The sequence below is a fragment of the Ensifer adhaerens genome, assembly GCF_001270265.1.
Taxonomy (GTDB): Bacteria; Pseudomonadota; Alphaproteobacteria; order Rhizobiales; family Rhizobiaceae; genus Ensifer; species Ensifer adhaerens_B.
Genome location: NZ_LGAP01000014.1, coordinates 1 through 25,305, shown reverse-complemented (window position 1 = coordinate 25,305; position 25,305 = coordinate 1). Strand labels below are relative to the sequence as shown.

Below are 25,305 nucleotides of genomic sequence, written 5' to 3'. Positions count from 1 at the left end.
GCCGCCGAAATCAGCTTTCGATAGGGCGTCGACCACGCGTCAGAGCGGTATCGATGCGTGCGCCATGGGCTGCAAACACCGACCATAGCCACAGCATGATCCAAAGCATCAGCAGCCAGGCGAGTACGACGTCCGAGAGGAAATGCGCGCCGAAGGCGATGCGGTTGAGCGAGAAGGCAAGCACGACAGGGATCAAGGCGAGGATCGCCGTCCGGCGCCATCTCACCGGTAGCAGCGGCGCCAATGTAATCAAGGCAATCGCTGTCGCCGACTCGCCGGAGGCAAACGAACAGCTACGCGAGCAGGCGCCGGAGACCTGCCAGGCCGGCGTAAACGGCAGGGTTCCGCCAAATTCGACGATCTCGGACGGGCGGGCGCGACCGACCAGCCTTTTCAGAAGCTGGATGGCAAGGCCCGGGCCGAGCGCATAGAAGGTCAGGAAAAACAGCATCTTGTGCGGACGCGGCAGCCAGGCGCGCGGCGCTGCAATTTGTGCAGCAAGCATGGTCGCGACAGCGGGCAGGATCAAAAGCGGGATAACGCGGTTGAAATCACGCAACAGACGCAGCGCGTGTTCCCGTGACAGCGGAAAATCTGCGTCACCGGCTGCCGCCCAGCGAGACACAGCGAGATCGATACCGGGAAAGGCCATGAAGATGAAGCCGGCAAAGATCGTCGCGGAGGAGGCCGCCTGGATCGGGTGCTCCTGGATGTGAACGCGCGTGTGGGCAAACCATGTCCGGGGATTGGCAACCCGCCACCGGGTGCCGGCAGTAGGTGTCGTGGTGGATTGCAGGATGCTGGACATTCCGAATGCTCGCGATGAGAAAATATGAGGAGGTGCGAGCGGAAGAGTTGCGGTTGACTGTCAAGGACCGGCGGGGAACTGGAGAAGGCTCGGAGCGGAACGCAAATCAGCCTTTCGACGTGTTGCTTGGAGCCGTTGGGCAGGCATTTTTTTCCCGAGCAGCCGTAGATGGGCTGCGGCACTGAGAGCCGAAGCGGCTGCAAAAACGGACACCCTGCGTCAATGGGAAACGAGCGACCGACCGGATCGCCACGCGCCACGGACAAGGCAAGGCTACGCCGCTGCTTCCGGTTGCTGTTTCTCCGTTTCCAGGAACGCCGAAATCTCGGCCTCGGCAACGAGCGCGCCATCCACCAGCGCCTCGCCGCGATAGCGCCAGACATTGCGGCGATAGGCGAGCTTCGTCATGTGATATTCGAGAACATCGCCGGCCAGAACAGGCTTGCGGAACCGAGCCCCATCCACGGTCAGCATGTAGATAATCTTTGGCCTCAATCCCTGAGCAAGCTTGGAGGCGGCACACATGACGCCAGCGGCTTGTGCCATGCCTTCAATGATGAGCGCGCCGGGGAATATGGCATTGCCAGGGAAATGCCCCTGAAACTTGGGTTCGTTGATCGAAACGTTCTTGATCCCTATGCAGCTTTCTTCGCCGCAGATCGAAACCAGCCTGTCGACGAGTAGGAAGGGATAGCGATGCGGGATGCATTGCAGAATCCTGGCGATGTCGGCTGACGCAATATCGGTCGTTTCAAACACCATGAGATTTCCTTTGTAACTTTGACGTGGCCCGGAACGGGCCATCGAGCGAGAAGGGGTGGCTCTTCCTTCATGGGGCGAGATCCGGATGAATGTGTCAGGCGTGTGCCATTCCGATCGGTAGAGTTGGATGGGGCCGCAAAATCAGCCGTCAACGGCACAGGCTTCTTGCTCGACAGCGATGGGTCCGAGGGCGCCTCGCAGGGACACTCGGTTTGCTTTGTCAAGAAATGGCGGAGAAACGAAGAACGCTTGATGCGGAACGCTCGGTGACGGCGCCAAGGCCACCCGGATGAATTGCATGCCGGATTTTTTCGTCCCATAAGCTCGGTGCCACAACATATGCGCGAGGAGTTTGCAGATGATCGACAAGGGTCTCATCCTTTTGGTCGAGGACGAGCCGGAGATTGCGCAGATCCTCGATGCCTATCTCGTGCGCGACGGCTTCCGGACGGTGCGGGCTGCCGACGGCGAAACGGCGCTCACCCATCACTCGGTGCTTTCGCCCGACCTCGTTCTTCTCGACGTGCGTATCCCGCGGCTCGACGGCTTCGAAGTGCTGGCGCGCATCCGCCGCGAGAGCAATACGCCGACGATCATGGTGACGGCCCTTGCCGAAGATCTCGATCGGCTCGCGGGCCTGCGGCTCGGCGCGGATGACTATGTCGTCAAGCCGTTCAACCCGCAGGAAGTCGTGGCCCGCGTCAATGCGGTGCTGCGGCGCGTGCGGCAGCACGATCGGCGCTATCGATGATGCGCCCGTCGTGGCTCTGGTTCTTGGCAGTTTCGACAATACCAATGCCGTCGATCTCATCCCGGTGTCGCACAGCTTTCGTGGCGGCCGGCCAAAATGGTGGCATGTCGAATGCATCAAGCCGTCGGCAGAATAGCCGTCGTCCGCCGCCGGCCAGGGCTTTCGCCCGCCCCGATCAGATAAGGCTCACCCCGACCGAGCCGATGGCGATGACACCGAACGCAATCAGGACGAGGCCCGAAAGACGCGACACCCAGTTGACAAAACTGTCAGGCAGGCGTGTGTGGGCAAGAGCCACCCCGCCGCTCAAAAGCATCCACCAGGCGAGCGAGCCGAGGAATACGCCGGCAACGACGATGGCGGCGTTCGCAAGCCCTCCGGCCTTCGCCAGGCCGAGGACGGCGAAGAACGCGGCAAACGACAGGATCGTCAGAGGGTTGGCGATCGTCAGCAGGAAGGTTGCTGCTGTCGTCCGGATGAGGTCGCCCGCGCCGACCTTCGCTGCGGTTGCGATCGGGCTCGGTCGAAGTCCTCGCCAGCCAAGCCAGATCATGAAGGCACCGCCGAGCAGGCTGAGCGGCGTCGATATCGTGGCGAGCAGGGTTGCGAAAGCGGCGAAGCCGGCGGCCGCCAGCAGCGCATAGCTGGCGTCGGCAAGCGCCGTCCCCAACCCGCCGGCGACACCGGCCCAGAAGCCGCGCTCGAGCGTGCGACTGATGCAGAGCGCGCCGATCGGGCCGAGAGGGGCGGCGATGGCCAGGCCGAGCAGCAGGCCTTTTCCAAACAACAATGCAGACATCGGTTCAGCGCTCCGGGCTGGTGAATTGGTTGTCCCTGACGGTGGACAAGGCAATCACCGTCTCGCTTCGGGCGAGAAAACGGCGGCGCTTGAGCTCTGCCAGGAAAGGCTCGATATCGCCGAGGGATGGCATGCGTACCTTGACGCAATAGGACCAGGCGCCGGTGACGTGATGGCACTCCGCGACCGCGGGATGATCGGCCATGAAGGTGCGAAACGCAGCTTCATCCGCATCGGGGGAAAGGCCAACCCAGACAAAGGCGAGCACATCGAGCCCGAGCGCACGATGGTCGGCATCGATCGTGAAACGGCGGATCACCCCGCTTGCGACGAGCCGGCGGATCCGTTCGTTGACCGAGGAGGGTGACAGCTCCACTGCCGCACCGATATCGGTCAGTGACCGGCGGGCGTCCTGCGCCAGAATTCCAATGATTTTTCTGTCAGTCTCATCCATTTCCAATGAATACGTGGAAAATGTTGAAATGTACAGGAAAATAATTGGTAAGAACTTGACGCTGCCGAAAAATCAACGGTGTCGCTCAGTCGATATCCCTAAGAGCGTCGAGCGGGCCGGTCAGCGCCGTGCGCGGCTGGACGAGCTCCGGGCTGATCAGGTGAATGCGCGGCTGGGGCCGCCCCTCCTCGATGACCTCGAACGCCTTGGTGATCATGCCCTCGACATCCTGCCTGATCATGATGACCGGGAAGGGGAGGAACGAGGCGAAGGGGTCGTAGTCGTAGCAGCCGACGACGAGGTCGGCGAAGTTCTCGTGCGGGTGGCCTGCCATGAAGCGCAAAAGACCTTCGAAGTTGATCGAGGAGTTGACGAACAGTCCGCGCGGCAGCTTGCCGTGTTTTTCATAGAAAGCTTCGAAGGCGAGCCTTGCATTGTTGGGGGCATAGCCGGTCGGCTGGATGCAGCCGTCCGGATCGTCTTCCAGAAGCTCGCGCTTCACGGCGCGGAAGCCGCGGATACGTTCACGGCTGGCATGGTCGTCACGGCCGCCGAAGAGGTAGAGTTCGTCCGCTCGAAGCGGCTGATCCGCCGGAAAATGCCGGATGATCGCCTCCGTCAGCATCCGGCCGCCCTCGTAGTTGTCGCTGATGACGGACGGGACCTTGGTGCCCGGCAGGTCTATATTGATGTGTTTCAGGCCAACGGTCTCGCAGACTTCGTGCACGCCGTCCGGGTCGGTCGCGCCACAGATGAACAACTCGTCGATCGAGTAGGAGATCAGCGTTTCGGCCGTCTTGCGCTCCTCTTCCGGGTCGCGGCTGGCGCTGACGACGATCGGGCATTGCCCCTTGCTTCTGACATGGGCCTCGAAGGTCTGCGCCATCGAGGAGAAGTAGCGGTTGTCATGGACGGGCAGCAGCAGGCCGATGAGGCCGGAGCGCGAACTGCGCAATCCGCGCGCCTGGCGGTTGGCGGTATATTGGTGAGTTTCCGCCAGGTCCCGGATCAGTGCGGCCGTGCTCTCCTTGATCCGCCGCTTCTGCCAGGTGCCGTTCAGAACCGCACTCACGGTTGAAGGCGAACTGCCGGACAGTACCGACAAGTCGTAGATCGTCGCCTTCTTCTTGCTGCTCTTCGTCATCCACGTGCCTCCCCCATCGTCTTAGTGCCGATTTCCCCTTGACGAAAGATTAAGTCTGCACAATAGTCTGTGCACCATCGATTGTGCAAACAAGAAATATCGATTGTGCATGCGATGGGGTCGTCTGAGGAGGCGGCGATCAGGGAGGCGGGAATTCGTTCCCTGCCAGTTGCGATTTGAAACTGGAGGCCGGCGCTTTTGCAGCCGGGCGTGTTCCCTATGGGGAACGAGTGGAGGAGAGACATGATCAAGAAAATTCTGGTCGCCGCTCTGGCGACATCGCTTTCGCTTGCCGGCGCGGCTGCCGCATTCGCTCAGGACGCCGGAAAGGTCGGCGTCGTGGTCAAGATCGGCGGTATTCCGTGGTTCAACGCCATGGAAGCCGGTATCAAGGAGCGTGGCCAAAAGCTCGGCATCGACGCCTTCATGGTTGGCCCGACGAGTGCCGATCCGGCGCTGCAGGTGCGCGCCATCGAGGATCTGATCGCCCAAGGCGTGAAGGTCATCGGCGTCGTGCCGAACGATGCCAAGGTTCTGGAACCGGTTCTGACCAAGGCGAAGGAAAAGGGCATCATCGTCATCACCCATGAATCGCCGAGCCAGAAGGGCGCCGATTGGGACTTCGAGCTGGCGTCGTCGACCGGCTTCGGCGAGGCGCATGGCAAGCTGCTTGCTGAGAAGATGGGTGGCAAGGGCGAATATGCCGTCTTCGTCGGCTCGTTGACCGTGCCGCTGCACAATGCCTGGGCCGATGCGGCGATCGCCTACATCAAGAAGAACCACCCTGATATGACCCTGGTCGGCGAACGCTACGGCGTTGCCGAAGACGTCGACAAGAGCCGTTCGACCGCGCTCGATCTGATCTCCGCCCATCCGGGCCTCAAGGGGTTTCTTGCCTTCGGCAGCCAGGGACCGATCGGAGCCGGGCGTGCCGTGGAAGAGCGCCGCAAGGTTGGCGAGATCTTCGTGCTCGGCCCGTTCTCGCCGGGCCAGGGGCAGAAGCTGGTGAAATCGGATGCGATCTCCGGCGGCTTCATGTGGAATCCGAAGCAGGCGGGTGAGGGGTTCGTGGCGCTCGCCGGCAAGCTGATGAAGGGGGGGGAAGTCAAGGGCGGCGACGAGATCGAAGGGCTGGGCAAGGTCAAGCCGGACTTCGAAAACCGCAATATCATCGTCGATCAACTCGTGCCGATCAATAAGGATACGGTCGCGGACCTCGCGGCCATGGGGCTCTGATCCGCTACAGCGCTGCGCGTCCTATTGGACGCGCAAAGGCCGCTGCAGCACTTTGAATTGCTGCATGTTTTTGTCCCAAAATCGGCTTCGATTTAAGGAAACATGCAGTGGGTTCTCCCGGCTGCTGGGCCGGCTTCGGCCGGCCTGGCATGTCCCTTCAAAACGGTATCGGGCATACGTTCATGCACCAGCTTGCGACCACGGGAGGCAGCGAAAAGCCGCTTCTGTCCCTGCACGACATCAACATGACCTTCGGTGGCGTCAAGGCGCTTAGGAATGTGAGCTGCGACGTTCGCCCGGGCGAGGCCCATTGCCTTGCCGGCGAGAGCGGCTGCGGCAAGAGCCCCCTGATCAAGATCACCCCCGGCGTTTCCCGCCCCGCCGACGGCGCCTCGATCGAGTATGACGGCGAGACCTATTCCCATATGTCGCCGGTGACCGCCCAGGATCGCGGCATCCAGGTCATCTGGCAGGATCTGGCGCTTTTCCCCGAAATGAGCGTCGCCGAGAATATCGCCTTCCAGACCGTTCTCGGACGGTGGCCGAAGCCGGTCGATTATGGCCGCATGCGAAAGATCGCGACGGATGCGCTGGAGCGCCTCGGCATCACGCTCGACGTCGACCTGCCGCTCAAGGAATATGCGATCGCCCAGCGCCAGATCGTGGCGATTGCCCGCGCGCTTGTCGGCGAAGCGAAGCTCGTCTTCATGGATGAGCCGACCGCATCGCTGACCCAGTCGGAAACCGATCATCTACTCGACATCGTTCGCGGACTTTCGGCCGCCGGCGTCGCCGTCGTCTTCGTCAGCCACCGCCTTGCCGAAGTCCTGGAAATTTCAAGCCGCATCACCGTGCTGCGCGACGGCGCGCTGGTCGGCGTCTACCCGGCAGCCGGCATGACGCAATCGCGCATCACCGAGCTGATGACGGGCAAGACCTTCGACCAGCAGGTTCGCGCCAAATCCAGGCAGGATCAGCCTGTGGTGCTCGAGGTAAAGGGTTTGAGCCGGCCCGGCCAGTTCGACGACATATCGCTGACCGTCAGGCGCGGGGAGACGCTGGGGATTACCGGTCTTCTCGGGGCCGGGCGGACCGAACTCGCGCAGACGCTTTTCGGCATGCTGCAACCGGCGGCCGGCACGATAATGCTCGACGGCAAGCCGGTCCGTTTCTCCTCCAACCGCGATGCCATCAAAGCGGGTGTCGCCTATCTCTCCGAGGACCGCCTGTCGCTCGGGCTCATTCAGCCACAGTCGATCTCCGACAATCTGGTCATCAGCTCGCTTGGCAAGATCGTTTCGGGCAGATTCCTGTCGGATGAGCGCAAGCGCAAGCTCGTTGCCGGATGGATCACCGATCTCGGTGTGAAGATCGGTCTGCAGGGCGACGCGATCTCGACCCTTTCCGGTGGCAACCAGCAGCGCATCGCCATCGCCAAGTGGCTGGCGACCGACCCGAAGCTGCTCATCCTCGACGCTCCGACGGTCGGCGTCGATGTCGGCGCGCGTGCCGGCATCTTCGACATCGTCGCCAAGCTCGCCGACACCGGGCTTGCGATCATTCTGATCTCCGACGAGGTCCCCGAGGTCTATTTCAATGCCGATCGCGTCCTGCACATGGCGCAGGGCCGCATCGTCGGCAGCTACGATCCCCGCAGCGTTTCGCTCGCCGAAATCGAGGGAGCGGTCTATGCGTAGTTTTACCCGCACCCATGCGACGGAAGTCGCGCTGCTCGCCGTCATCGCCGTCATCTGCACGGTGCTGTCGTTTGCCACCGCCAATTTCTTCTCGCTCGGCAACGCCTTCGATCTGTTGAACACCAGTTCGGTCAACATCATCTTCGCCGTCGGCCTGCTCGTCGTCCTCGTCGCCGGAGGCATCGACATCTCCTTCGCAGTCGCCGCCTCGGTGGTGCAGTACGGCACGGCGATCGCGCTCGGCTGGATCGGTGGCGGCGGCTGGGTCTCCGGCCTCGTCATCGCCGGGTCGCTCGGCATTTGCCTCGGCGCCATCAACGCGCTCCTGATCCACCGCTTCCGCATCATTTCGATCGTCGCGACGATCTCTACCTTCAACATCTATTTCGGCCTGCTGATGTTCTTCACCAAAGGCGTGTCGATCTACGACCTGCCGGAGTGGCTGACGGATCGCGTTGTGTTGTTCGAACATGAAATGGCCGACGGCAGCTGGATCGAGATCACCCTTCCCGTGCTGGTGATGGCGCTGTGCGTCATCGCCACCTGGGTGCTGATCACCCGCACGACCACCGGTCGGCAACTCTATGCCTTCGGCGACAACCCGGAAGGTGCGCGCCGCTTCGGCATCAACATCGGTGCCATGCAGTTCATCGCCTTCGGCTGGCTCGGACTGATGGCCGGTATCGGCGGGCTGGTGCAGGCGCACTACGCACAGGAAGTCGTGCCGAACGCACTCTATGGACGCGAGCTGGATGTGCTGGCCGCCGTCGTTCTCGGCGGCGCAAGGCTTGGTGGCGGCAAAGGCTCGGTGCTCGGCTGCGTGCTCGGCGTGCTCCTGATCGCGATCACACAGAACGGCTTGAACCTGATGGGCGTTTCCCCCTTCGCGTTCAAGATGATCGTCGGTGCCATCATCCTGATCGCCATCACCCTTTCCAACACCAGCATCGAACGGCTTCTGCCCTTCGTGAGCCAGAAAGGTGCACGCCGATGACAAGCTTTTCGGATCGCCTGAAGGCATGGTTCGGACCCGAGATGGCGGGGCCGGGGTTGGCGCTGGTCGCTGTCATCCTGGTGTTCGGTCTCGCCTCGCCGCAGTTCCTGAGCGCCGCGACCTTCGGCTCGGTTGCGTTCCAGCTTCCCGAACTTGGGCTCCTGACGCTTGCCATGCTGCTGCCGATCCTGACCGGCGGCCTGAACCTTGCCGTGACTTTCACCGCCAATATCGCCGGGCTGACACTTGCCTGGGTGCTGCAGGCGAATGGCGGAGCCGATGCCGGCGCCGGTGCTTTCGCTCTCGGTTGTATCCTGGCCGTGATAGTCGGGGCCGCAAGCGGCATCGTCATGGGCCTGGTCATTGCTTTTACGCGCGCGCACCCGATCCTCGTCTCGCTGTCTATGATGATCTTCCTGCGCGGTCTCGGTGAATTTCTGACGCGCGGCGGCGATGTCTCCGGCTTCCCGGCCTTCATCGGTCCGCTCGGGCATGGTTCGATCGCCGGCATACCGGTGCCGCTGATCGTCTTCATCGTCTGCGTGCTGGCCTGGCATGTGCTGCTGACCCGAACCAAGCTCGGCTTCAACACCTATATGATCGGCTCCAACCTCGAGGCGACGCGCTATTCCGGCATCAATACCCGCAAGGTGATTGTGCTCGTCTACACCCTTTCAGGAGCCATGTGCGCCATTGCCGGCATCATCATGCTGGCGCGGTTCAACTCTGTGCGCATCGGCCATGGCGAATCCTATCTCCTGATCACGGTGCTGGCCTGCTTCCTCGGCGGGGTCAATCCGTTCGGCGGCTTCGGCCGGGCCATTCCGGTATTCGTCGCGCTCGTCGTGCTGCAATTGCTGTCGTCCGGACTCAATCTTATCGGCGCCAACCAGCATCTCGCCACCGCCGTTTGGGGCCTGCTGCTCGTCGGAGTGATGGTGCTGCGCTTCGCCGCCTCCAAGTTCAAGAGTTCATTTGTCAGAAAAGGAACGTGATCATGCAGGGTTTTGGCGTCCATACGAGCATGTGGACCATGAATTGGGATCGGCCCGGTGCCGAGCGGGCAGTCGCTGCCGCGGTCAAGTACAAGGTCGATTTTATCGAGATCCCCATGCTCAATCCGCCGGCGGTCGACACCGCCCACACCAAGGCGCTCTTGGAAAAGAACAAGCTGCGCGCGGTTTGCTCGCTCGGTCTGCCTGAACGCGCCTGGGCTTCCGTCCGGCCGGATGCTGCGATCGAACACCTGAAGATCGCGATCGACAAGACGGCCGATCTCGGCGGCGAAGCGCTGTCCGGGGTCATCTATGGCGGCATCGGCGAGCGCACCGGCGTTCCGCCGACCGAGGCTGAATACGACAACATTGCCCGCGTGCTGACGGCGGCGGCAAAACACGCCAAGACGCGCGGTATCGAACTCGGCGTCGAGGCGGTGAACCGCTACGAGAACCATCTGATCAACACCGGCCGGCAGGCCGTCGATATGATCAAGCGGGTCGGTGCAGACAATGTCTTCGTGCATCTCGACACCTACCACATGAACATCGAGGAAAAGGGCATCGGCACCGGCATTCTCGATGCGCGCGAGCATATCAAATACATCCACCTCTCCGAGAGCGATCGCGGCACGCCGGGCTATGGCAACTGCGCCTGGGACGAGATCTTCGCGACGCTTGCCGCCATTGGCTTCAAGGGTGGCCTTGCCATGGAGAGCTTCATCAACATGCCGCCGGAAGTCGCCTATGGCCTCGCCGTCTGGCGCCCCGTTGCCAAGGATGAGGAAGAGGTGATGGGCAACGGCCTGCCGTTCCTGCGCAACAAGGCAAAGCAATACGGGCTGATCTAGAACGGCGGCGATCCGGCCTTTGGCGGCCCGGAAAGTGACGGGAGGCGCTGCATCATGCCAGCATCACGCAATGAGCAGGGCACGATCGCGGTGCTCGACGTCGGCAAGACCAACGTCAAGCTCAATGCCGTGACGGCAGATGGTGTCGTGCTTGAAACGCTCAGCATCCCCAACCCCGTGTTGCCGGGGCCGCCTTGGCGCCATCATGATCTCGGCGCGATCGGCGAGTGGGTTTTTTCCGGCCTGGGACAACTTGCCCGGCGTCACCCGCTTTCGGCCTTCGTTGCCTCCGGACATGGTTCCGGAGGTGTCCTCGTCGGTGACGACCCGGAAAGCGGTGACGGTACGGCCCTGCCGATGATCGACTACGAACAGCCCCTGCCGGAGGCGGTCAATGCCGGTTATATCCCGCTATCCGGCTCGTTCTTCGATCGCGGCAGCGCGACGATGCACGCAGCGACCCATCAGGCCCGGCAACTCTACTGGATGCAGGAGCGCGAACCGGAAGCCTTTTCACGGGCACGCTGGTATCTCGGCCTGCCGCAATACTGGGCCTGGCGGCTCTCCGGCGTGGCGACCGCGGAGACGAGCCTGCTCGGCGCGCAGTCGCATCTCTGGAACGTGGCGGAACGGCACTTCGCGCCGATCGTCGAGGCGCGTGGCTGGCGCAGGTTGATGCCGCCCTTTGCCGATGCCTGGCAGGACCTCGGGCCGGTGCGCGCCGCTTTGGCACGGCGTTATGCTCTGCCGGAAGAATTTCGCGTCCTTGTCGGCGCTCACGACAGCAGTTTGAATCATTACCGTTATCACGCTGCCGGACTGAGCGATTTCATCGTCATTTCCACCGGCACCTGGATTGTCGGCTTCTCCGGGCAGACGGCGCTCGACCGGCTCGACGAAGACAGGGGCATGACCCTGAACAGCGACGTTTTCGGCAATCCGCTCGGCGGCGTATTGACCATGGGCGGACGCGAATTCTCATACGTGGCGGGTCAGGAGCCGCCGGACGGGCCTGTGCCCGAACAGATCGTCCGGCGGTTGATCGGCGGCAGAACCATGGCGCTGCCTTCCTTCGGCGACGACAATGGCCTGTTTCCCGGCAGTGCCGGACATGGGCATATCACCGAGCCGAAGCCCGAGACTGCGATGGAGCGCAAGGCACTGGCGCTGCTTTATTGCGCGCTCTTGACCGCCGAATGCGTCGAGGCTTTGGGGGCAGGGCCATCGGTTGTGCTGGACGGCAGCTTCCTGCGCGATCCGCTCTATGCCCGCCTCGTCGCCGCGCTGCTGCCAGAGCGGCAGGTGCGGTTCAATCTCGACGCCTATGGCGTCGCGTCCGGTGCGGCCCTGCTCGCCGGACAACGCACACGGACAGGGCCGGCGCCGCTTTCCCTGGCCGAGGTTGCCGATATCGCACCGCTGACCGCGGCAATTTCCGACTACGCCGCCCGATGGCGCGCGACTGCGCGTCGGCAAGCCGAACCTGTTTTCACTGACACTTCGAAAGGAAAGTCCGATGAGCCAGCCCGACATTCTCACTCTTCGCCATGAGATGGTAGATATCTGCCGCAGGATGAATTCGAGCGGTATCAACCAGGGGACAGCCGGCAACCTTTCGGTGCGGATCGGCGATGGCTTCCTCGTCACGCCATCGTCGCTCGCCTACGACACGATGCAGCCGGAAGATCTGGTCGAGATGGATTTTGAGGGCAACTACACCGGCCCTCGTCCGTCATCGGAATGGCGGTTCCACCGCGACATCCTGCGCGAGCGCACGGATATCAACGTGGTTCTTCATTGCCACTCCATCTATGCGACCACGCTTGCCTGCCACCACAAGACGATCCCCAGCTTCCACTATATGACCGGCATTGCCGGTGGAACGACGATCCGCTGCGCCGAATATGCGACCTTCGGAACCCAGGCACTTTCCAACAACGCGCTCGTGGCACTCAAGGACCGCACCGCCTGCCTTCTCGGACAGCATGGTCAGATCTCGCTCGGCAAGACACTGGAATCGGCGCTGTGGATGGCGATCGAAATCGAGACCCTCTCGCGCATGTATGTCCAGGCTTTGACGCTCGGCGAGCCTCCGGTCCTGCCCGACGACGAGATGGAGCGGGTGATCGCCCAGATGCGCCGGATGAGCTATGGCCAGGCCCCGGACGACGAGGGCGTCAACGATATCGCCCGTCCGAAGGTCGCAAGCTAGCGTTGGACCCGTCTTGTCTCGTTGCCGATGCGGCGCTATCAGCGACGTCAGTCGCAATCAGGCACCGGAGAGACGAGCGTTCCATGGCGAGCCCCGACAGGTCACCCCTTGGCCATGTGCCGAAATTCCCTGGCTCGATCGTCGTCATGGGCGTTTCCGGCAGCGGCAAGACCTCTGTCGGCGAGGCGGTTGCTGCGGCTTGCGGTTATCGCTTCATCGAAGGCGATGCCCTGCATCCGGAGGCCAACATCGCGAAGATGTCCGCCGGCATCCCGCTCACGGATGAGGACAGATGGCCCTGGCTCCGGGAAATCGGCCGGCAGCTTTCCTCGAGCACTGAGCCGCTCGTCGTTTCGTGTTCGGCACTGAAGCGGAGCTATCGCGCTTTGTTGCGCGACAGTGCGGGTGGGGATCTGGCCTTCGTCTATCTCCATGGCAGCCGCGACGTTCTCGCAGGCCGAATGCAGCACCGCGAAGGGCATTTCATGCCGGCCTCGCTGCTCGACACGCAGTTGGCGACGCTTGAAGAGCCGATCGGCGAGCCTTTGACGGTTGTCGTCGATGTCGATCAATCCGCCACCGACGTGATTAAGGCAACGCTGGCCGCGCTCGACGGCTTGGCACGCTGATGCGGTTGAAAATTTCACCAATGTTTCCATAGCCTTAAAGCGAATGTCGGGGTAGCGATGTGCCCGAGGGTCATCGCAATGGACGACATCCGCAACGAGCGGCTGGTCGCACCGATGGGCTTCACGCCCGATGGGTCCGAGTATGGCCTCATTCAATCGGCGTTGAATCCCGAAGCGCCGCACGCCTTGCTGTTCAGGACCTGGCTGCAGGCGCAGATCGCATAAGCCGACCTGCGGCTTGCGCTATCGGCGAAGCGGCCATGGCGCCCGGCGCCTTGTGGCCGATACGTTTATAGGACGCAGGAGCAGTTCGAGCCGGAGCGCCGTTGGTGCGCCTTGCTAGAGGATGCGGCCAAAAAATGAACCGTAGACGATGATCGCAATTGCGAGGGTAAACCCGGCAACCACGAACATGGGGCTGAAATCGTAAGCGTGAAAACGGGCGGGAAGTAAGCTTTTCATGACGAGCTCCAATTTTTCACTCTGCTTGCGACGGTAGCCGGACGCTGCCGGCTGCACGTTGCGATGACGAAAAGGCCTCAAAGGAACCCGCAGCAGAGGCATTGGCTCGTTCAAGAATTCGATCAGACGGATCAAATCTATTTCCAGCGTAAATCTTGGGACGCTCGCCTGTCGCAGATGAGATTCGTCAAAGAGTTTGAACGCAGAAAGGTTTTATATCTTGCGCTTCGGATTGTGATAAGTAAACGGCTGGCTATGGGAAATCATCCTGGATTGCATAATGGCTGCTGATTTCTATTATTACCTATTCCGCAAAAGAATTCCCTCAGAGATTTTCTCGAATTTCGACCATGTATTGCTTGGGATCTGCGATAGTTATGCGGAGGCAGTCTTGTTTATGTCGCCTTTTTCAGCATACCGACAGGTTCGTGGCCGTTGATTTGAAATCCGTCTGACGATGAAGGATGCGCCGGATTGAGCATGCTGGTGATCGTTAATGGATGCGTTTTCGCGGGCCACCACTGTGCCAATCAACGCCTATCTCAATCTCAAGCGCTACACCGAAGCCCGGCGTATCTTTGAGGCGGTCCTTGCCATCGGCAATCGCGGCGCAGCGTGGCTTGGCCGACGTCGGTGTCTAGCAAGAGATATGGCCGCGCAATTAGCGCGCTCTGCCGACGAATCCATAGTGACGGTGGAGATGCTGCCAGCCTCATCGGCTGAAACGGGTTCGCGCAGTGGATGCATCGCCAAATGCTCCTAAACTTTGCAGATCGTGCTTCCCGGATTTCCTCTTTGGAAGGAAATTAGCGGGACGCAGTGTTATCGTCGCTCGACATCGCGGCGTTGATATCATTGCAATCGGCGCGTTGCGCGTAGAGGATGGAGCGCAGACGACCCGGTCAGTGATGAGGAGATCACGAACGGGTCGAGGGGAGGAGACGAGAGATGTTTCAGGGCGGATTGAGCTTCGCGCTCGGCGAGGACATTGATGCATTGCGCGACAGCGTGCGCCGCTTTGCGGCCGAACGTATCGCGCCGCTGGCGGCGGAAACCGATCGCAGCAACGCTTTCCCGACGCCGCTCTGGCGTGAGATGGGAGATCTCGGCCTGCTCGGCATCACCGCTGACGAAGCCTATGGCGGTGCGGGAATGGGCTATCTCGCCCATTGCGTCGCCATGGAAGAAATCAGCCGCGCATCCGCTTCTGTGGGCCTGAGTTACGGCGCCCATTCCAACCTCTGTGTCAACCAGATCAGCCGTAACGGCAACGAGGCGCAGAAGGCGCGCTACCTGCCGAAGTTGATTTCAGGCGAACATGTCGGCGCGCTCGCCATGTCCGAACCGGGTGCGGGCTCCGACGTCGTTTCCATGACGCTTCGGGCCGAGAAACGCGGCGATCGCTACGTCCTCAATGGCGGCAAGATGTGGATCACCAACGGACCGGATGCAGACGTGCTGGTCGTCTACGCCAAGACGGATCCAAGTGCTGGCCCGCGCGGGATTACCGCCTTCCTCGTCGAAAAGGGTTTCGCCGGTTTTTCCACCGGCCAGAAGCTCGACAAGCTCGGCATGCGTGGCTCCAACACCTGCGAGCTGATCTTCCGCGATTGCGAGGTGCCGGCGGAAAACGTTCTCGGCAATGAAGGCGGCGGCGCCCGCGTGCTGATGTCCGGCCTGGACTACGAGCGTGTCGTCCTGTCCGCCGGGCCGCTTGGCATCATGGCGGCTTGCCTCGACGTCGTCGTCCCCTATCTCCACGAGCGCAAGCAGTTCGGCCAGGCAATCGGCGAGTTCCAGCTCATGCAGGGCAAGCTTGCTGACATGTATGTGACGGCGAATGCTGCGCGTGCCTATGTCTATGCGGTGGCCGGCGCGTGCGACCGCGGCGAGACCACGCGCAAGGATGCGGCCGGCTGCATCCTCTATGCGGCGGAGAAGGCAACAGCGCTGGCGCTGGAGGCAATCCAGGCGCTCGGCGGCAATGGTTACACCAACGACTACCCGGCCGGCCGGCTGCTGCGTGATGCTAAGCTCTATGAGATCGGCGCCGGAACCAGCGAAATCCGCCGCATGCTGATCGGACGCGAACTGTTCACCGAGACCAGATAGGTGTCCGAGCGGGTGGCTGATGCCGCAATCAGGCTCGATCGAATGAGGACTTCATGACTATTCTGAAATCCCACATCTCGCCCTCATCAGACGTGTTCAGGGCCAATCAGGCGGCGATGGCGGAGGCGATCGCAACCGTCGAGGACGCCGTCAAGCTTGCGGCCGGAGGCGGCGGCGAGACGGCGCGGGAACGCCATGTCAGCCGTGGAAAACTGTTGCCGCGCGACCGGGTAGCCTCGCTGATCGACCCCGCGACGCCGTTCCTCGAAATCGGTTCGACGGCCGCCCACGGCATGTATAATGGCGATGCGCCGGCGGCGGGCCTCATCACCGGCATCGGCCGGGTGTCCGGCCGCGAATGCATGATCGTCTGCAACGACCCGACCGTTAAAGGCGGGACCTATTATCCGATGACGGTCAAGAAACATCTGCGGGCGCAGGAGATCGCCGCCGAGAATCAATTGCCGTGCATCTATCTGGTCGATTCCGGCGGTGCCAACCTGCCGAACCAGGACGAGGTCTTTCCCGACCGGGAGCATTTCGGCCGGATCTTCTACAACCAGGCCAACATGTCGGCTGCCGGAATTCCGCAGATCGCCGTGGTGATGGGATCGTGCACGGCCGGCGGGGCCTATGTCCCTGCGATGTCGGACGAAACGATCATCGTGGAAGGTCAAGGCACGATCTTCCTGGCCGGTCCACCGCTGGTGCGCGCGGCGACCGGCGAAGTGGTCTCGGCCGAGGATCTTGGTGGGGCGGACGTGCACACGCGCCTCTCCGGGGTCGCCGATCATATGGCGCGCGATGATGCGCATGCGCTGGCGCTTGCCCGCCGTGCGGTCGCCGCGCTCAACCGGCGCAAGCCGACCTCGGTGGAACTGCAAAGCCCGGAGCCGCCGCTTTACGATCCGCAGGAGATCGCCGGCATCGTGCCGGCTGACCTGCGCACCCCCTACGATATCCGCGAAGTCATCGCCCGGCTTGTCGACGGCTCCCGCTTCGATGAGTTCAAGGCGCGCTACGGCACCACGCTCGTCTGTGGTTTTGCGCATGTGCACGGCGTTCCCGTCGGCATCATCGCCAACAATGGCGTGCTGTTTTCGGAATCCGCTTTGAAGGGCACGCACTTCGTCGAGCTTTGCGCTCAGCGCAAGATCCCGCTGGTATTCCTGCAGAATATCACCGGCTTCATGGTTGGCCGCAAATATGAAACCGAAGGCATCGCCAAGCACGGCGCCAAGCTGGTGACGGCCGTGGCGACAGCGCAGGTGCCGAAGATCACCATGCTCGTCGGCGGATCGTTCGGTGCCGGCAACTACGGCATGTGCGGCCGGGCCTTCTCGCCGCGGTTCCTGTGGACCTGGCCCAACAGCCGGATTTCGGTGATGGGTGGCGAACAGGCGGCAGGCGTGTTGTCGACGGTTCGCGGCGAGGCACTCAAGCGGGCTGGAACGCCCTGGAACGAAGAAGAAGAGGCCAGGTTCCGACAACCGGTTCTCGACCTCTTCGAGCGCCAGAGCCATCCGCTCTATGCCTCCGCCCGGCTCTGGGACGACGGCGTCGTCGATCCGCGCAAGAGCCGTGACGTGCTGGGATTGTCACTGTCGGCGGCGCTCAACGCGCCAATCGAAGATACGCGTTTCGGCCTGTTCAGAATGTAGGGAGATCGCGATGAAGCGCGAAAACGTCAACGCCAAGAATGCGCCGCAACCCCGTGGCGGCTACTCGCAGGCCGTGCGGCTCGAGAACTTCGAGCGGCTGGTTTTCGTCAGCGGCCAGGTGCCGCTCAATTCGGACGACGAATTGCCCGACGGCTTCGAGGCGCAGGCCCGCCAGGTTTGGCTGAACATCGACGCCCAATTGAGGGCTGCCGGCATGAGCAAGGCCGATATCGTCAAGGTGACGACCTTTCTCGCCGACCGGCATCACACCATGGCCAACCGCGAGGTCCGCAACGAATATCTCGGCCCGCTTGCTCCGGCGATGACGGTGGTGATTGCCGGCATCTTCGATTCCGGCTGGTTGCTCGAAGTCGAAGTGATCGCGGCGCAATAGGGCGGGCCATATGCCGATGTTTTCGAAGCTTCTGATTGCCAATCGCGGTGAAATCGCCTGCCGCGTCATCCGCACGGCTCGGCGCCTGGGCATCCGCACCGTCGCGGTCTATTCCGACGCCGACGTCGACGCATTGCATGTGACGCTGGCCGACGAAGCAATCCGCATCGGCCCGGCGACAGCATCCGAAAGCTATCTCTCGATCGAACGGATCGTTGCCGCCGCCAGATCGGCCAATGCGGATGCCATTCACCCAGGCTACGGCTTCCTGTCGGAAAACGCCAATTTTGCCGAGGCGGTCGAAGCGGCGGGCATGACCTTCGTCGGTCCGTCGCCGGGGGCAATTCGCGCGATGGGATTGAAGGACGCGGCCAAGGCGCTGATGGAGCGGGCCGGCGTGCCCGTCGTGCCCGGCTATCACGGCGACGAACAGCAGCCATTCTTCCTGGCGGACCGGGCAGCTGAGGTCGGTTTTCCGGTGCTGATCAAGGCGCGCGCCGGCGGCGGCGGCAAGGGCATGCGCAAGGTCGAGCAGCCGCACGAGTTTGCCGCGGCCCTTGAAGCAGCGCGCCGCGAAGCCGAAGCCGCCTTTGGCGACGGCGCGGTGCTGATCGAGAAATATCTGACCAAGCCGCGTCATATCGAAGTCCAGGTCTTCGGCGACCGCCACGGCAACATCCTGCATCTGTTCGAGCGCGACTGCTCACTTCAACGACGCCACCAGAAAGTGATCGAAGAGGCACCGGCGCCCGGCATGACGGCGGAGGTTCGCCGCGCTATGGGCGAGGCCGCGGTCAAGGCTGCGCGCGCCATCGGCTATGTCGGCGCAGGCACGGTCGAATTCATTGCGGACGTTACCAACGGGCTCTGGCCGGACCAGTTCTATTTCATGGAAATGAATACTCGGCTTCAGGTCGAGCATCCGGTGACCGAGGCGATCACCGGCGTCGATCTTGTCGAGTGGCAGTTGCGCGCGGCCGTCGGCGAGGCCCTGCCCAAGCGACAGAACGAAATCGCCATCGACGGCTGGGCGTTCGAGGCCCGGATCTATGCCGAGGACCCGGCGCGCGGGTTTCTGCCGGCGACCGGGCGGCTCGCGACCCTGGACTTTCCAAGCGACGGCGTGCGCGTCGATGCCGGCGTCCGGCAGGGTGACGTCATCGCCCCCTATTACGACCCGCTGATTGCCAAGCTGATCGTGCATGGGTCAAGCCGCTCGTCAGCGCTCGCGCGACTCGAGAGCGCGCTCAAGGCCTGCCGGATCGGCGGCACGATCACCAATCTCGATTTTCTCGCTCGGCTTGCCGCCGAGCCGGAGTTTCGCGCCGGGCGGCCTGATACCGGTCTTATCGACCGGGCGATCGATCAACTAACGACACCTTTGGTGCCGGGAGACGAGGCGTTGGCGCTGGCGGCCATCGCTGCCACCGGCGTGTTGCAGCCGATAAAATCCAACGATCTCTGGTCGTCCCTCGGTCATTGGCAGATCTGGGGAGATGCCCATCGAAGCGTGTCCGTCGAACATGCCGGCGGGCGATCGGTCGTCACACTCGCGGCGCGTGGGCGCGATCAGTTTGCGGTGCGGGCGGGCGAAAGCACCTTTCCGGTGTTGGTGCTCGATCGGTTCGATGATGGCGCCCGAGTGGAAATCTCAGGCGAGCAACGCACCTTCCGCTTCCTGCGCGAGCAGGAAACCATCACGCTTTTCGTCAGTGGCGAGACCTTCGTTCTGCGCCTTCCCGATGCACTCGCTGCGGCTCACGCCGCTGAGACGGCGGCCGACGAGCTCGCCGCTCCGATGCCCGGCATCGTCAAGCTCATTCATGTTCGCGCCGGTGACACGGTGGTGAAGGGCCAACCGCTCGTGGTGATGGAGGCGATGAAAATGGAGCTGACGCTGGCGGCGTCGCGCGCCGGTGTCATCGAGAGCACGCTGGTATCGCCAGGCGAACAGGTGAGCGCCGGAGCGATCCTCGTCGTGCTTAAGCCGGAGAGCGGCGAATGAGTGTGCCGGCGCCGCAGCATGTCACGCTTGTCGAAATGGCGCCGCGCGACGGTCTTCAGAACGAAAAACGACTTGTCGATACCGCCGACAAGATCCGCCTCGTCGATCTGCTGTCTGGCTGCGGCTATCAGCGCATCGAGGTGACGAGCTTCGTCAGCCCGAAATGGGTGCCGCAGATGGCGGATGCATCGGCGGTCATGGCCGGAATCCGGCGCCGGCCGGGCACACGCTACGCCGTGCTGACGCCGAACATGCAGGGATTTGATGCGGCCCTTGCCGCCAAGGCCGACGAGGTGGCGATCTTCGCTTCGGCGTCAGAGACGTTTTCGCAGAAGAACATCAATTGTTCGATCGCCGAGAGCATCGAGCGCTTTCGCCCGGTCGCAGAGGCCTGCCGCGCAAACGCAGTGCCGTTGCGGGGCTATGTCAGCTGCGTTGTCGAGTGCCCCTATGAGGGGACGATCGCGCCGGACAGTGCTGCACGGGTCGCCGCCGCGTTGATGGCGCTCGGTTGTTATGAGGTCAGCCTCGGAGATACGATCGGGCGTGGTACGCCGGAGGCTGTCGATGCGATGCTGGCAGCCGTGCTGGCGGATGTGCCGGCCGAACGATTGGCGGGCCATTTTCACGACACGTCCGGGCGGGCGCTCGACAATATCGACGTCGCGCTCGAGCGCGGCTTGCGCGTCTTCGATGCGTCGGCTGGTGGTCTTGGCGGCTGCCCTTATGCGCCGGGTGCGGCTGGCAATGTCGATACGCTTGCGGTCAACGCCTTTGTCACCGGGCGCGGATATTCGACGGGGTTGGATGCGGCGAGGCTTGAAGAGGCCGCCGCCTTCGCTCGATCGCTGAGGAGTGCTACCTGATGTTCGAAACGATCCGATACGTCGTCGATGCGAAGGGCGTCGCCCGTCTGACGCTGGCACAGCCGCAAAAGCACAACGCCCTTTCCGCAACCATGATCGGCGAACTGACTGAGGCGGCGGAGCGGTTGTCGGCGGATGCGGCGGTCCGCGTCGTGGTTCTCGATGCCGAAGGCCGCAGCTTCTGCGCCGGTGGCGATCTTGGCTGGATGCGCGAGCAGTTCGATGCGGACCGGCCGACGCGTATCGCCGAGGCGACGCGGCTGGCGCTGATGTTCAAGGCGCTGAACGAGATCGAAAAACCGGTGATCGCGCGGGTGCACGGCAATGCCTTCGGTGGCGGCGTTGGTTTGATGAGCGTCTGCGATGCGGTCATCGCGTCGTCTGATGCGCGGTTCGGCCTGACCGAAACCCGGTTGGGCCTCATTCCGGCGACCATCAGCCCCTATGTGGTCGCCCGTATCGGTGAGGGCCGGGCGCGGCCTTTGTTCATGTCGGCACGCCTGTTTGGCGCCGAGGAGGCAAGGGATGCCGGGCTGGCGACGGTGATTGCGGCCCCCGACGGGCTGGATGCGGCAATAGCGGCGGAGGTCGAGCCCTATCTCCAGACGGCGCCCGGCGCGACCGGACGGGCGAAACGGCTTGCCCGTTCGCTCGGACAGCCGATCACCGAAGCGACCATCGCCGCCACGATCGAGCAACTTGCCGATTGCTGGGAGTCCAACGAGGCGCGCGAAGGCGTTGCCGCCTTCTTCGAGCGGCGCGAGCCTTCGTGGCGACAGCCGCCGCTTCCTTGATTTGGGCGGATTTTGAGCCTATTTTGATCGAGTGATGATCAAGATGAGATCGGAATTCGCCATGTCTGCCGTCGGCTTCAACATCTCTGCCTCGCATTTCGGGGAAAGCCAGTCGTCCTTTCTGTCTGCGCGGCTGGTCGCGGATCGTCTCGGTGTGACACTCGCCGAACTGGCCAAGCTGATCGGTGTCGCACGCAACACGCTGACGGCGAAATCGAGCGCGCGCAAGGTCGATTCAGCACTCAGCAATGTCGTGCGGATCCTGGCGATGGCTGCCGAAATGGCAGGCGACGAGAGCCGGGCGGTCATCTGGTTCAAGCACCAGCCGATCCCCGGATGGGCGGGAAAGACCGCCTATGACCTTGTCGGGGAGGGCAAGGCCGACAAGGTGCTTGCCTATCTCGAGGCCGTGCGTTCGGGTGTCTACGCCTGATGTCGGAGGTGGAGCCGGTGCGCCTTTGGCGCGCCTATGTGCCGCGTTGGGCCCATGCTCCGCTTTCGGGTGACGGTGCCGCGCGTTTCGGTGGCCGCTGGAACCCGGTGGGCCTGCCGACGATCTACGCTGCGCGCGAATTATCGACGGCCTGGGCCGAATATAATCAAGGCTTTGTCCAGCATCCCGCCCTGATCGCCCAGCTTGAACTGCGGCATGCGCGTTTGGCAGACACAATGGACCCGGCCCTACTTGCGGATCTCGGCATCACCGAGGATATCCATCGGGAGGAGTGGCGCGACGTTTTGGATCGCGGCGTCGTGCCGGCGACGCATCGTCTGCAGGCGGAGCTGGCCACCCGTGGTCACGATGGCCTGATCTATCCGTCCTTCATGTCTCCGGGCGGCAGTTGCGTCGCGCTCTGGCGCTGGAATGCCGGCGGGGCGGAGCTGACCGTGGTCGATCCGGAAAGCCGGCTGCCGAAGACGCCGGCTTCCTGGCTGTGAGGCCGATACGCCTGCATCAAAGGACCTTGCCGGGGTTCAGGGTGCCCTTCGGGTCGAGCGCGTGCTTGATCCGGCGCATCACCTCAAGTTCGGCCGCACTTCGTGAATGGCTAAGGAATTCCCGCTTCAAGGTGCCGATACCATGTTCGGCGGAGATCGAGCCGCGATAGTGCCGGACGATGTCATAGACGATGCCGTCGACCGCATGCTGTGTGTTCTCGTCGCTTCCGGGCGTGGAAAAGGCGATGTGCAGATTGCTGTCGGCAACATGACCGAAAAAGGAGATGTGCGCCTGCGGAAAGCGGGCGGCGAGTGCGGGGCCGCATTCGGCCGCGAAGCGGCCGATTTCGCCGATCGGCAGGCTGACGTCGAGATTGATCAGTGCCGGCAGCAGGCGGTCCATCGCGTGGCCCTCGCGTACCTGCCAGAACAGGCGGCTTTCCTTTTCCGACTGGGCGATCAGAGCATTGGCGATGAGATCGTCTTCAAGCGCGGCGCCGAGGAAGTTCTCGAAGTCCTCGCCCTCGTTGTCATCGCCCTGGACATCCTGTTCCAGGATCACCGCAAAGGCGGGGAATGTCTCGAAGAAGCGCTGCCCTTCCGCCTCGCAGTTGAAGCGAAAATAATCTTCCCACATGGCCTCGAAAGCGGAGAGGCCGGGCAGTCCTCGCTGCGCCCGCGCCAGCAAGGCGACGACCTGATCATAGCTATCAAGCGCACAGAGCGCCGTCAGGCGGCCTGACGGTCGCGGTTTCAGCCGCAGGACGGCGCGGGTGATGACGCCGAGCGTGCCTTCGGAACCGATGAAATACTGGCGCAGATCATAGCCGGTGTTGTTCTTGATCATCTTGTTTAGTGACGAGAGGATGGTGCCGTCGGCAAGCACGGCTTCGAGCCCCAGCACATTGTCGCGCGTGACGGCATGACGGATGACGCGGATGCCGCCGGCATTGGTGGCGAGATTGCCGCCGATCTGGCAGGAGCCGCGGGCGCCGAGATCTATCGGCAACAGGAAGCCTGCGTCGTCAGCGGCGCGCTGGGCCACCTCGAGCGGCGTGCCGGCAAGGACGGTCATGGTTGCGGCCAGCGGATCGATTTCCTCTATGCCAGTGAGGCGCTCGAGCGAGAGGGAAACCGCGTCCTCGTCCGGGTTGGCGCCACCGGCAAGGCCGGTCAGGCCGCCCTGCACGACGACGGTCTGGCCATGAGCGTTGCAGATGCGAAGGGTTGCTGCGACTTCCTCTGTGTTCGCAGGGCGGATGACGGCCTTCGGGAGATAGCGCCCGGTGAGGCTGGCGTCGCTGCGATAGCGCTCGCCGATCTGCGTGCCGATCAGTACGGCATCGCCGAGTGCCTGTTTCAGATCTTCAAAGACGGACATGCGCCAAGTCTCCCGCTTCTACCACCGCATGAGGTGCTGTAGCGCATCTCGGCAGAAACTGGAAACGGCTCGATGCAAGGGTGTGGAACGGACGGAGGAGAAACCGTCAGGTGCCGGTGCGCGCCAGTTCGAACGGTTGGGCCTGTGCCTCGGCCTCGACGTCTGGGCTTGCAACCTCGGGGCCTGCCTTTTCGTCCCTGAACAGTTTCCATTTTGTCGGCCGGAAGGCGACCCTGGCGCGATCCTGGGCTGTGGAGCGTTCGGGCGGCAGCTCGATTTCGGCATGCGGGTGGTTGCGGCCGAGGTCGAGTTCGAGATGGCGGGTGCCGGCGACGCGGCGGCTGGCGGTGACCAGGCCGGCGAGACAGCCGCCGCAGCCGTCGATCAGTTCGATGTCGTGCGGGCGGAAGTAGAGGGTGGCGGGGCCATCGGGCTCGGTCGGGGCGCGCAGGCCGATCGGCCGGTCCTCAAACCAGATCTCGCCGTTCGACAGCGTCACGGACAAAGCGTTCGACTGGCCGATGAAGCCGTAGACGAAGGGCGAGACCGGATGGTCGTAGATCTCGTCGGGGGTGCCGACCTGTTCGATCGCCCCCTTGCTCATGACCACGACCCGGTCGGCCAGTTCCAGCGCCTCTTCCTGGTCATGGGTGACGAAGATGGTGGTGTGGCCGGTGCGGTCGTGGATCTCGCGCAGCCAGCGCCTGAGTTCCTTGCGCACCTGGGCATCAAGCGCGCCAAAAGGCTCGTCGAGCAAAAGCACGTTCGGCTCGACCGCCATGGCACGCGCGAGCGCGACGCGCTGGCGCTGGCCGCCCGACAGCTGCGCCGGGTAGCGCTTCTCCAGCCCGGAGAGCTGGACGAGATCGAGCAGATCCAGGGCGCGCTTGCGGATGTCGGCGGCCGGCGGCCGGCGGTTGGCCGGGCGCACCTTCAGCCCGAAGGCGACGTTGTCGAGCACCGTCATGTGACGGAACAGGGCGTAGTGCTGGAAGACGAAGCCGATGTTGCGCTGCTGCACGGTCTTTTGCGAGGCATCGTCGTCGCCGAAGAAGATCGTGCCGGCGGTCGGGCTTTCGAGACCGGCGACCAGCCTCAACAGCGTCGTCTTGCCCGAGCCGGACGGGCCCAAGAGCGCGATCAGCTCGCCCGAGCGGATGTCGAGCGAGACGTCGTCGAGCGCTGGAAAGCGGCCGAATTCCTTGCGTATGTTCTGAACGCGGACTTCCATAACGATCCGGACCTTTCAATGCCTGCGGCTGGCGGCGATCTCGGCGCTGTAGCGAAGCTCGAGCGCCGTTTTCAAGACGAGGGTGACCAGCGCCAGCAGCGCCAGCAACGTCGCAACCGCAAAGGCGG

The 25,305-nt window shown here is 62.9% G+C and carries 27 protein-coding genes and 2 pseudogenes; 20 read left to right on the top strand and 9 right to left on the bottom strand.

The window, feature by feature from the left end; translation table 11 throughout:
* Nucleotides 1-10 precede the first annotated feature (10 nt).
* Nucleotides 11-808 carry a phosphatase PAP2 family protein gene (locus AC244_RS19755; protein WP_053250534.1) on the bottom strand — a complete coding sequence of 266 codons (798 nt, stop codon included), beginning with the start codon at nt 806-808 and terminating at the stop codon, nt 11-13.
* Between the two features lie 273 nt (nt 809-1,081).
* A complete protein-coding gene (gene fabZ / locus AC244_RS19750; RefSeq protein WP_053250533.1) occupies nt 1,082-1,570 on the bottom strand; it encodes a 3-hydroxyacyl-ACP dehydratase FabZ in 489 nt (162 codons plus the stop codon).
* A 361-nt stretch (nt 1,571-1,931) separates the two neighbouring features.
* Here fabZ and AC244_RS19745 point away from each other — a divergent pair.
* Together AC244_RS19745 and AC244_RS38620 are read left to right on the top strand one after the other, a co-directional pair.
* A pseudogene (locus AC244_RS19745) lies at nt 1,932-2,297 on the top strand (response regulator transcription factor); the annotation flags it as partial.
* A gap of 34 nt (nt 2,298-2,331) precedes the next feature.
* Nucleotides 2,332-2,457, top strand: a complete 126-nt coding sequence (locus AC244_RS38620; RefSeq protein ID WP_268750770.1) for a hypothetical protein — start codon at nt 2,332-2,334, stop codon at nt 2,455-2,457.
* Nucleotides 2,458-2,496: 39 nt separating this feature from the next.
* On the opposite strand, the gene AC244_RS19740 is transcribed toward AC244_RS38620, so the two are convergent.
* The 3 genes from AC244_RS19740 to AC244_RS19730 all read right to left on the bottom strand — a co-directional run bounded on the left by AC244_RS19740 (nt 2,497) and on the right by AC244_RS19730 (nt 4,718).
* Nucleotides 2,497-3,120: a LysE family translocator gene (locus tag AC244_RS19740; protein ID WP_053250532.1), complete on the bottom strand. Its 624-nt coding sequence runs from the start codon at nt 3,118-3,120 to the stop codon at nt 2,497-2,499.
* A gap of 4 nt (nt 3,121-3,124) precedes the next feature.
* Nucleotides 3,125-3,574 carry an Lrp/AsnC family transcriptional regulator gene (locus tag AC244_RS19735; protein WP_053250531.1) on the bottom strand — a complete coding sequence of 150 codons (450 nt, stop codon included), beginning with the start codon at nt 3,572-3,574 and terminating at the stop codon, nt 3,125-3,127.
* Nucleotides 3,575-3,659: 85 nt separating this feature from the next.
* The gene (locus AC244_RS19730; RefSeq protein WP_053250530.1) at nt 3,660-4,718 is read right to left on the bottom strand and encodes a LacI family DNA-binding transcriptional regulator; all 1,059 of its coding nucleotides are present in this window, start codon (nt 4,716-4,718) and stop codon (nt 3,660-3,662) included.
* Between the two features lie 243 nt (nt 4,719-4,961).
* Here AC244_RS19730 and AC244_RS19725 point away from each other — a divergent pair, with 243 nt between their 5' ends.
* From AC244_RS19725 to AC244_RS35520, 9 genes are all read left to right on the top strand, one after another.
* Nucleotides 4,962-5,954, top strand: a complete 993-nt coding sequence (locus AC244_RS19725; RefSeq protein ID WP_053250529.1) for an autoinducer 2 ABC transporter substrate-binding protein — start codon at nt 4,962-4,964, stop codon at nt 5,952-5,954.
* 182 nt (nt 5,955-6,136) lie between these two features.
* Entirely contained in the window at nt 6,137-7,651 is a 1,515-nt protein-coding gene (locus tag AC244_RS19720) for a sugar ABC transporter ATP-binding protein (protein ID WP_053250623.1), read from the top strand.
* Nucleotides 7,644-8,645: an ABC transporter permease gene (locus AC244_RS19715; RefSeq protein ID WP_053250528.1), complete on the top strand. Its 1,002-nt coding sequence runs from the start codon at nt 7,644-7,646 to the stop codon at nt 8,643-8,645. The genes AC244_RS19720 and AC244_RS19715 overlap by 8 nt, the downstream gene beginning before the upstream one ends.
* Nucleotides 8,642-9,640, top strand: a complete 999-nt coding sequence (locus AC244_RS19710) for an ABC transporter permease (RefSeq protein WP_053250527.1) — start codon at nt 8,642-8,644, stop codon at nt 9,638-9,640. The genes AC244_RS19715 and AC244_RS19710 overlap by 4 nt, the downstream gene beginning before the upstream one ends.
* 2 nt (nt 9,641-9,642) lie before the next feature.
* Nucleotides 9,643-10,491 (top strand): sugar phosphate isomerase/epimerase family protein, encoded by an 849-nt coding sequence (locus AC244_RS19705; RefSeq protein WP_053250526.1) that lies wholly within the window; start codon nt 9,643-9,645, stop codon nt 10,489-10,491.
* A gap of 54 nt (nt 10,492-10,545) precedes the next feature.
* Nucleotides 10,546-12,042 carry an FGGY family carbohydrate kinase gene (locus AC244_RS19700; protein WP_053250525.1) on the top strand — a complete coding sequence of 499 codons (1,497 nt, stop codon included), beginning with the start codon at nt 10,546-10,548 and terminating at the stop codon, nt 12,040-12,042.
* Nucleotides 12,008-12,703, top strand: a complete 696-nt coding sequence (locus AC244_RS19695; RefSeq protein WP_053250524.1) for a class II aldolase/adducin family protein — start codon at nt 12,008-12,010, stop codon at nt 12,701-12,703. Before AC244_RS19700 ends, AC244_RS19695 begins: the two co-directional genes overlap by 35 nt.
* A gap of 83 nt (nt 12,704-12,786) precedes the next feature.
* On the top strand, nt 12,787-13,332 hold the full coding sequence (locus AC244_RS19690; RefSeq protein ID WP_053250523.1) for a gluconokinase: 546 nt from the start codon (nt 12,787-12,789) through the stop codon (nt 13,330-13,332).
* Nucleotides 13,333-13,410: 78 nt separating this feature from the next.
* Entirely contained in the window at nt 13,411-13,557 is a 147-nt protein-coding gene (locus AC244_RS35520) for a hypothetical protein (protein ID WP_234716986.1), read from the top strand.
* Between the two features lie 114 nt (nt 13,558-13,671).
* On the opposite strand, the gene AC244_RS37615 is transcribed toward AC244_RS35520, so the two are convergent.
* Entirely contained in the window at nt 13,672-13,929 is a 258-nt protein-coding gene (locus AC244_RS37615; protein ID WP_053250522.1) for a hypothetical protein, read from the bottom strand.
* A gap of 361 nt (nt 13,930-14,290) precedes the next feature.
* On the opposite strand from AC244_RS37615, the gene AC244_RS37610 reads away from it, so the two are divergent.
* The 9 genes from AC244_RS37610 (at nt 14,291) to AC244_RS19640 (ending at nt 22,565) form a co-directional block, all read left to right on the top strand.
* Nucleotides 14,291-14,557, top strand: a complete 267-nt coding sequence (locus tag AC244_RS37610) for a hypothetical protein (RefSeq protein WP_053250521.1) — start codon at nt 14,291-14,293, stop codon at nt 14,555-14,557.
* 185 nt (nt 14,558-14,742) lie between these two features.
* Nucleotides 14,743-15,906, top strand: a complete 1,164-nt coding sequence (locus AC244_RS19675; protein ID WP_053250520.1) for an isovaleryl-CoA dehydrogenase — start codon at nt 14,743-14,745, stop codon at nt 15,904-15,906.
* Between the two features lie 53 nt (nt 15,907-15,959).
* Nucleotides 15,960-17,567: a carboxyl transferase domain-containing protein gene (locus tag AC244_RS19670; protein WP_053250519.1), complete on the top strand. Its 1,608-nt coding sequence runs from the start codon at nt 15,960-15,962 to the stop codon at nt 17,565-17,567.
* A 10-nt stretch (nt 17,568-17,577) separates the two neighbouring features.
* Nucleotides 17,578-17,961 (top strand): RidA family protein, encoded by a 384-nt coding sequence (locus AC244_RS19665; protein ID WP_053250518.1) that lies wholly within the window; start codon nt 17,578-17,580, stop codon nt 17,959-17,961.
* A gap of 16 nt (nt 17,962-17,977) precedes the next feature.
* Nucleotides 17,978-19,966, top strand: a complete 1,989-nt coding sequence (locus AC244_RS19660) for an acetyl/propionyl/methylcrotonyl-CoA carboxylase subunit alpha (protein ID WP_053250622.1) — start codon at nt 17,978-17,980, stop codon at nt 19,964-19,966.
* Nucleotides 19,963-20,832, top strand: a complete 870-nt coding sequence (locus AC244_RS19655) for a hydroxymethylglutaryl-CoA lyase (RefSeq protein ID WP_053250517.1) — start codon at nt 19,963-19,965, stop codon at nt 20,830-20,832. Before AC244_RS19660 ends, AC244_RS19655 begins: the two co-directional genes overlap by 4 nt.
* Nucleotides 20,829-21,626, top strand: coding sequence for a crotonase/enoyl-CoA hydratase family protein (locus tag AC244_RS19650; protein WP_053250516.1), 798 nt, complete (start codon nt 20,829-20,831; stop codon nt 21,624-21,626). Before AC244_RS19655 ends, AC244_RS19650 begins: the two co-directional genes overlap by 4 nt.
* A gap of 61 nt (nt 21,627-21,687) precedes the next feature.
* Nucleotides 21,688-22,059 carry an MbcA/ParS/Xre antitoxin family protein gene (locus AC244_RS19645; protein WP_053250621.1) on the top strand — a complete coding sequence of 124 codons (372 nt, stop codon included), beginning with the start codon at nt 21,688-21,690 and terminating at the stop codon, nt 22,057-22,059.
* The gene (locus tag AC244_RS19640; RefSeq protein WP_053250515.1) at nt 22,059-22,565 is read left to right on the top strand and encodes an RES family NAD+ phosphorylase; all 507 of its coding nucleotides are present in this window, start codon (nt 22,059-22,061) and stop codon (nt 22,563-22,565) included. Before AC244_RS19645 ends, AC244_RS19640 begins: the two co-directional genes overlap by 1 nt.
* A 16-nt stretch (nt 22,566-22,581) precedes the next feature.
* On the opposite strand, the gene AC244_RS19635 is transcribed toward AC244_RS19640, so the two are convergent.
* From AC244_RS19635 to cysW, 3 genes and pseudogenes are all read right to left on the bottom strand, one after another.
* Complete coding sequence (locus tag AC244_RS19635) at nt 22,582-23,946, bottom strand: FAD-binding oxidoreductase (protein WP_053250514.1); 1,365 nt, start codon at nt 23,944-23,946, stop codon at nt 22,582-22,584.
* A gap of 106 nt (nt 23,947-24,052) precedes the next feature.
* Nucleotides 24,053-25,177, bottom strand: coding sequence for a sulfate/molybdate ABC transporter ATP-binding protein (locus tag AC244_RS19630; RefSeq protein WP_053250513.1), 1,125 nt, complete (start codon nt 25,175-25,177; stop codon nt 24,053-24,055).
* Between the two features lie 15 nt (nt 25,178-25,192).
* Nucleotides 25,193-25,305 (bottom strand): annotated as a pseudogene (gene cysW / locus AC244_RS36595) (sulfate/thiosulfate ABC transporter permease CysW); the annotation flags it as partial.

Bases quoted from the DNA above. Each gene is read 5' to 3' on its own strand.
- AC244_RS19755 (WP_053250534.1), bottom strand. From the start codon at position 808: ATGTCCAGCATCCTGCAATCCACCACGACACCTACTGCCGGCACCCGG.
- fabZ (WP_053250533.1), bottom strand. From the start codon at position 1,570: ATGGTGTTTGAAACGACCGATATTGCGTCAGCCGACATCGCCAGGATT.
- AC244_RS19740 (WP_053250532.1), bottom strand. From the start codon at position 3,120: ATGTCTGCATTGTTGTTTGGAAAAGGCCTGCTGCTCGGCCTGGCCATC.
- AC244_RS19735 (WP_053250531.1), bottom strand. From the start codon at position 3,574: ATGGATGAGACTGACAGAAAAATCATTGGAATTCTGGCGCAGGACGCC.
- AC244_RS19730 (WP_053250530.1), bottom strand. From the start codon at position 4,718: ATGACGAAGAGCAGCAAGAAGAAGGCGACGATCTACGACTTGTCGGTA.
- AC244_RS19725 (WP_053250529.1), top strand. From the start codon at position 4,962: ATGATCAAGAAAATTCTGGTCGCCGCTCTGGCGACATCGCTTTCGCTT.
- AC244_RS19720 (WP_053250623.1), top strand. From the start codon at position 6,137: ATGCACCAGCTTGCGACCACGGGAGGCAGCGAAAAGCCGCTTCTGTCC.
- AC244_RS19715 (WP_053250528.1), top strand. From the start codon at position 7,644: ATGCGTAGTTTTACCCGCACCCATGCGACGGAAGTCGCGCTGCTCGCC.
- AC244_RS19710 (WP_053250527.1), top strand. From the start codon at position 8,642: ATGACAAGCTTTTCGGATCGCCTGAAGGCATGGTTCGGACCCGAGATG.
- AC244_RS19705 (WP_053250526.1), top strand. From the start codon at position 9,643: ATGCAGGGTTTTGGCGTCCATACGAGCATGTGGACCATGAATTGGGAT.
- AC244_RS19700 (WP_053250525.1), top strand. From the start codon at position 10,546: ATGCCAGCATCACGCAATGAGCAGGGCACGATCGCGGTGCTCGACGTC.
- AC244_RS19695 (WP_053250524.1), top strand. From the start codon at position 12,008: ATGAGCCAGCCCGACATTCTCACTCTTCGCCATGAGATGGTAGATATC.
- AC244_RS19690 (WP_053250523.1), top strand. From the start codon at position 12,787: ATGGCGAGCCCCGACAGGTCACCCCTTGGCCATGTGCCGAAATTCCCT.
- AC244_RS35520 (WP_234716986.1), top strand. From the start codon at position 13,411: ATGGACGACATCCGCAACGAGCGGCTGGTCGCACCGATGGGCTTCACG.
- AC244_RS37610 (WP_053250521.1), top strand. From the start codon at position 14,291: ATGGATGCGTTTTCGCGGGCCACCACTGTGCCAATCAACGCCTATCTC.
- AC244_RS19675 (WP_053250520.1), top strand. From the start codon at position 14,743: ATGTTTCAGGGCGGATTGAGCTTCGCGCTCGGCGAGGACATTGATGCA.
- AC244_RS19670 (WP_053250519.1), top strand. From the start codon at position 15,960: ATGACTATTCTGAAATCCCACATCTCGCCCTCATCAGACGTGTTCAGG.
- AC244_RS19665 (WP_053250518.1), top strand. From the start codon at position 17,578: ATGAAGCGCGAAAACGTCAACGCCAAGAATGCGCCGCAACCCCGTGGC.
- AC244_RS19660 (WP_053250622.1), top strand. From the start codon at position 17,978: ATGTTTTCGAAGCTTCTGATTGCCAATCGCGGTGAAATCGCCTGCCGC.
- AC244_RS19655 (WP_053250517.1), top strand. From the start codon at position 19,963: ATGAGTGTGCCGGCGCCGCAGCATGTCACGCTTGTCGAAATGGCGCCG.
- AC244_RS19645 (WP_053250621.1), top strand. From the start codon at position 21,688: ATGTCTGCCGTCGGCTTCAACATCTCTGCCTCGCATTTCGGGGAAAGC.
- AC244_RS19640 (WP_053250515.1), top strand. From the start codon at position 22,059: ATGTCGGAGGTGGAGCCGGTGCGCCTTTGGCGCGCCTATGTGCCGCGT.
- AC244_RS19635 (WP_053250514.1), bottom strand. From the start codon at position 23,946: ATGTCCGTCTTTGAAGATCTGAAACAGGCACTCGGCGATGCCGTACTG.
- AC244_RS19630 (WP_053250513.1), bottom strand. From the start codon at position 25,177: ATGGAAGTCCGCGTTCAGAACATACGCAAGGAATTCGGCCGCTTTCCA.